At 63.0% G+C, this 4101-nt stretch carries 3 protein-coding genes and 1 pseudogene; all 4 read left to right on the top strand.

All coding sequences use genetic code 11. The features are described from left to right. Positions 1-8: 8 nt before the first annotated feature. Positions 9-563: pseudogene (locus C446_RS20770) on the top strand (HAMP domain-containing protein); the annotation flags it as partial. A gap of 737 nt (positions 564-1300) precedes the next feature. After that, positions 1301-1960, top strand: a complete 660-nt coding sequence (locus C446_RS20765; RefSeq protein WP_394295203.1) for a methyl-accepting chemotaxis protein — start codon at positions 1301-1303, stop codon at positions 1958-1960. After that, a complete protein-coding gene (locus C446_RS20760; RefSeq protein ID WP_006671797.1) occupies positions 1870-2205 on the top strand; it encodes a hypothetical protein in 336 nt (111 codons plus the stop codon). The genes C446_RS20765 and C446_RS20760 overlap by 91 nt, the downstream gene beginning before the upstream one ends. A 246-nt stretch (positions 2206-2451) precedes the next feature. Further along, on the top strand, positions 2452-4101 hold a 1650-nt coding region (locus C446_RS04080), incomplete at its 3' end, for a HAMP domain-containing protein (RefSeq protein WP_152419359.1).

Below are 4101 nucleotides of genomic sequence, written 5' to 3'. Positions count from 1 at the left end.
CCATCGTCATGACCTACGACCTCGAAGCACTGATGACTGACCTCGGCGGCGGCGAGGAACGTGACTCGATCACCTTCGCGGTCGACCGTAACGGCCAGCTGGTTCTCGACGGAACGTACACCGGGACCGGCCAGGACGCGCTGCAGGACGACTACACCCAGAGCGGATTCCTCGAGCCCTACGAGAACGACGACGGCGAGTTGCTCGAGGAAGCGCTCAGGGACCACAGCACGAACGCGTCCGGGGCGCTCGTCTTCGACGGAGCACCGGGCGGTACGCTCGGGGACGAACCCTACAACTTCGCTCCCGACGGCTACGTCGCGGCCTATCACAACACGGAGATGGACCTCGTCGTGTTGACCCATACGTCGACCGAAGACGCGTATGGGTTCGTCGACTCGGTCAACCAGTACGGTACCCTGGCGACGCTCGGCGGCGTCCTTCTGATCGGTCTCGTCGGGGCGATCCTCGGTCGCAACACCTCTCGGTCGATCGATCGGTTGACCCAAAAGGCCCAACAGATGGAGCAGGGTGATCTCGACGTCGACCTCGAGACCAAACGGATCGACAACATCGGACGACTGTACCAAGGGTTCGATTCGATGCGTGCCGAACTCAAGGAGACGATCAACGAGGCCGAACGAGCCCGAGCCGAAGCCGAGGCAGAACGCGAAGAGGTCAAACGGATCAACGACCAGCTCGAGCGGAAGGCCGACGAGTACAGCGACGTGATGCAGTCGGCCGCCGACGGCGACCTGACCGTTCGGATGGATTCCGAGGCCGACAACGAGGCGATGAGCGACATCGCCGCGGAGGTCAACGANATGTGTATAAGAGACAGGATGGATTCCGAGGCCGACAACGAGGCGATGAGCGACATCGCCGCGGAGTTCAACGAGATGCTCGGCGAAATCGAGGCGACGATCGATCGCCTCGCTCAGTTCGCCACCGACGTCGCGACCGCCTCCGAACAGGTTACCGCCTCGAGCGAGGAGGTTCGGTCCGCGAGCCGCGAAGTCAGCAGTTCGATCCAGGAGATTTCCGACGGGGCCGAACGCCAGCATCAGTCGCTGCAGTCGGTCGACACCCAGATGAACAACCTCTCGACGACGACCCAGCAGATCGCGGCCTCCTCGAACGACGTCGCCGACATCGCCGAACGCACCGCCCGCACCAGTCGCGACGGACAGAACGCCGCCGAAGAGGCGATCGACGCCTGTAACGACCTCGAGGCCGAGTACGACGAGGTCGTCGCCGNGCCCGCACCAGTCGCGACGGACAGAACGCCGCCGAAGAGGCGATCGACGCCTGTAACGACCTCGAGGCCGAGTACGACGAGGTCGTCGCCGAGTTCGACGAACTGCGGTCGCAGGTCGACCAGATCGACGACCTCGCGGATACGATCGCCGAGATCGCCGAGCAGACGAACATGCTCGCGTTGAACGCCAACATCGAGGCCTCCCGGTCGGCCAGCGGTAGCGATACGGAAGGGTTCAGCACGGTTGCAGCCGAAGTCAAGGAACTCTCCCAGGACGTCAAAGACGCCGCCAAACAGATCGGTGACCGCCTCGAGGCGGTCCAGGAACAGACCGAGCGGTCCGCGACGGAAGTCGATCGCACCAGCGAAGAGATCGAACGCGTCAACGACCTCGTCAGCGANGCCTCGAGGCGGTCCAGGAACAGACCGAGCGGTCCGCGACGGAAGTCGATCGCACCAGCGAAGAGATCGAACGCGTCAACGACCTCGTCAGCGACGTCGTCACGGCCCTGGAAGACATTACCGAGTACGCAGCCCAGACCAACGACGGTGTCCAGGAGATTTCCGCAGCGACCGAACAACAGGCCGCCTCGACGCAGGAGGCCGTCGCGATGGTCGACGAGGTCGCAACGATCTCCGAAGAGACGACCTCCGAAGCCGAGACCGTCGCCGCAGCCGCCGAGGAACAGACCTCCGCACTGACGGAAGTGTCGAACTCCGCGGACGAACTCAGCCAGCAGGCGACGGTCCTCTCGGAGGCGCTCGACCGGTTCGACACCGACGCGGACGACGACGCCGGCTCGCTCGGGATCGACGAGCTCGAAACCGAGCACGAGTCTGCCGGCGAAACCCTCTCGTTCGACGAGGACGACGGAACCGGGGTAGTCGAAGAGACCGAATCGGCCGACGCCAACGCCGGCTCCGATCCCCTCGACGACTGGAGCTAATCGCTTCCGTTCCCGGCTCTCCGCTGGGATCGGTTCAGTACCGCCCGCTTCTTTCCGATCCCTTTTGATTGCTTTTCGCCGCCCATTCCCGTCCCACTCGAGGACCCGTTGTGATCGGCGTCTCGCAGCCACCCGAACCGCTCTCTCTCATCCGACGGAGTCGGTAATGGTAGCCTGCTGTTCGTTCTCACACGCCTGGACTTCCGGACCAGCAGAAATAACAATAATTGGTTGTAATCTTTCTTCATGCTTAATCGATTGAGGGGGATCGTCCCGACACGGATCAGACGGAGTTACGCCCTGAAATTCGGGCTGGTATTGTTGTTTCTCGGCCTCGCGGTCGGGACGGTCGGAATCGTCGAGACGGCGATGATCACTGATGGGGTAGAAGAGACGGTCCTCGAGGACCAACAAGAGACGGCTGTCCAGGAGAAGACGGCACTCGAGAACTGGGACGACCGGAACGAGCAACTACTGCTTTCGGCGTCGAAAGCGCCGTTTTTCGAATCCGGTGCGGACGACGAAGCGATCGAGGACTACCTCCAAGACGTCTACCACGACCTCCCGGAGGAGACGCGGTCGAACGCCGTCTACGTCGATACGGAGACCGGCGACATACTCGCCGGAAGCGGTACTGACGCGGGATCACTCGAGGAACTCGCGTTCCCCGACACTGGAGCGCTCGAGGACGACATCTCCGAGCACGTGGTCCAGCGAACCGAGCCCTACGGCATGAGCGACGAGACGGAACTCGCGTTCGAGGAGCGACCGGTTCGGTCCTACTATCTCGCGGTTGGGGAAGACGAGGACCGGGCGCTCGTGTTCACCTTCAACCTCGCGGACCGGTCACTGGAGATGGCGAGTTCGACGCAGCTGGACACGGTCGTGACGATCGTCGACGATGAGGGGCGAATCGTCGCCGACGACGCGTTCCTCGGATACGACGACTACCAGGACGGCACGTCGTTCGGCGTGACGTATCCGGACGAGAACGTTCTCGAACAGGCTAGAGCGGATTCGCCGGGCGCGATGCTCGTCGAACGGGAACCTGGTGACGTGTTGACGGACGCGCCGTACGAGTTCGACGCCGACGAGTACGTCGTCGGGTATCAGACGACCGACGAAGGGTGGACGGTCCTCGTCCACACCTCGGAACAGCAGGCGCTGGGTCTGGTCAACTCGATCGGCCAGTTCGGCGCGCTCGTAACCGCCGGCGCAGTGTTGCTAATCGGGCTCGTCGGTGCCGTCATCGGCCGCAACACGGCCGTGTCGATCGATCGGTTGACGGAGAAAGCACAGCGGATGGAAGAAGGTGACCTCGAGGTCGATCTCGAATCCGAGCGCATCGATAGTATCGGCCAACTGTACGATCGGTTCGACTCGATGCGGGTCGAACTCAAAGAGACGATCGAAGAGGTCGAACGCGAACGCGAGCGTGCCGAGACCGAACGCGAACGCGTCGCACAACTCAACACCCACCTCGAGCGGAAGGCCGACGAGTACAGCGACGTGATGCAGTCGGCCGCCGACGGCGACCTGACCGTTCGGATGGATTCCGAGGCCGACAACGAGGCGATGAGCGACATCGCCGCGGAGTTCAACGAGATGCTCGGCGAAATCGAGGCGACGATCGATCGTCTCACCCAGTTCGCCACCGACGTCGCGACCGCCTCCGAACAGGTTACCGCCTCGAGCGAAGAAGTGAGGACGGCCAGCCAGGAGGTCAGCGAATCGATCCAGGAGATTTCCGACGGGGCCGAACGCCAGCACCAGTCGCTGCAGTCGGTCGACACCCAGATGAACAACCTCTCGACGACGACCCAGCAGATCGCGGCCTCCTCGAACGACGTCGCCGACATCGCCGAACGCACCGCCCGCACCCTGTCTCTTATACAC

This window comes from Halobiforma nitratireducens JCM 10879 (assembly GCF_000337895.1).
GTDB classification, from domain to species: domain Archaea; phylum Halobacteriota; class Halobacteria; order Halobacteriales; family Natrialbaceae; genus Natronobacterium; species Natronobacterium nitratireducens.
Note: the sequence above shows the minus strand (reverse complement) of the source record. Positions and strands in the feature narration are given on the sequence as shown.